The sequence below is a fragment of the Arachidicoccus sp. genome (genome assembly GCF_050436765.1).
In the GTDB taxonomy this organism is placed as follows: Bacteria; Bacteroidota; Bacteroidia; order Chitinophagales; family Chitinophagaceae; genus Arachidicoccus.
Genome location: NZ_JBNQGD010000286.1, coordinates 1 through 1,136, shown reverse-complemented (window position 1 = coordinate 1,136; position 1,136 = coordinate 1). Strand labels below are relative to the sequence as shown.

Annotated in this window: 1 protein-coding gene; it reads right to left on the bottom strand. The window is 31.7% G+C overall.

Features of this window, described 5'->3' with window-relative positions; genetic code table 11:
• Positions 1-69 precede the first annotated feature (69 nt).
• The coding region (locus ACQR30_RS12385) for a reverse transcriptase domain-containing protein (protein ID WP_429735540.1) at positions 70-1,136 on the bottom strand (1,067 nt) is incomplete at its 5' end.

Here is a 1,136-nt window from a genome sequence, read left to right as displayed (position 1 = left end):
AAAATAAAAACATAAAAGTACAAAAGGAACATTAAACAGACAGGTAAAGTGACTTGAGAAATTTTCTACTTATACTTCTTCCGTTTGTACTGTAAGAACACAATCAGGAGTCCATGACTCAATTTCAGAACCGTAATGTTTGATTAAATACTGAAACTTCTTACAGAACTTGTTTTTGTCTATGGCTTGTAATTTATAAAGTAGAAACTTCTGTTTTACTAGTCGTTCCACAAGTTTATTGGTGCGTTGTTGAAAATCACTGAACTTTTGGCAGCACCTTGCGTACCGTACTAGTTGCGCAAGAAATACACCGTAAGATTGATTTGTTGGTATATTACCTGAAAGATTAGGAAAATTTACTATGTGAAAATCGAAATGATCTCTTTTATCAAAAAGTTTATACGTTAGTTTCTCATCCTGAATCTGTAAATGAAGATCTAAAAAGTTTGCTTCTGTTTCTTTCTTATCTTCTGAAGTCAATTTTAGTTCAGGTGGGTAAATCTTACTTTTGTGTACCTTCATTAGATTATCATTATTAATTGTTAAGAGATCATCGATGTAACGACAACACCTTTTAAACTTATTTAAAATCGTATATTTCTTCTGTTTTAGTAGGTTATTTAGCCATTCGAACTCGTAAGCATACAAAAATAGATTAGCCAAAAACGGAGCACAATCTGTACCCATCGGTATACCTACAACTTGTTTGAATATGCTATCTCCAATTGTGACATAAGTGTTATCAATTAACCAAGCTACGAGTTTTACAAGTCCTTGACAATCAAAGTACAGACCCTTTGTACTTTTGGTGTTAGTCCAAGATGCCTGATACTTATTTACTTTCACAAATTGACAACCTGTAAAAGCTTTCGTTATTACTTGAGTAATTTTCTCTATTAATTGTTCATGTGGAATTGAAGTGTACAATGTAGAAAAGTCATAAGTGCTTACATTTTTAGCTTTCTTCTTCGGAAAACAGTTATGAACTTCCATAGAATTCTCAATTATCCACATAAAATTGTACCCTGTGAAAGATTTTATTTTGTCACAATATAACCTGTGTGATTTTTCAATAAGTTTCAAACATAAGGTAATTATTGCAGAAGCTTTTTTAGTAGTACAACAAGACGAAGCTG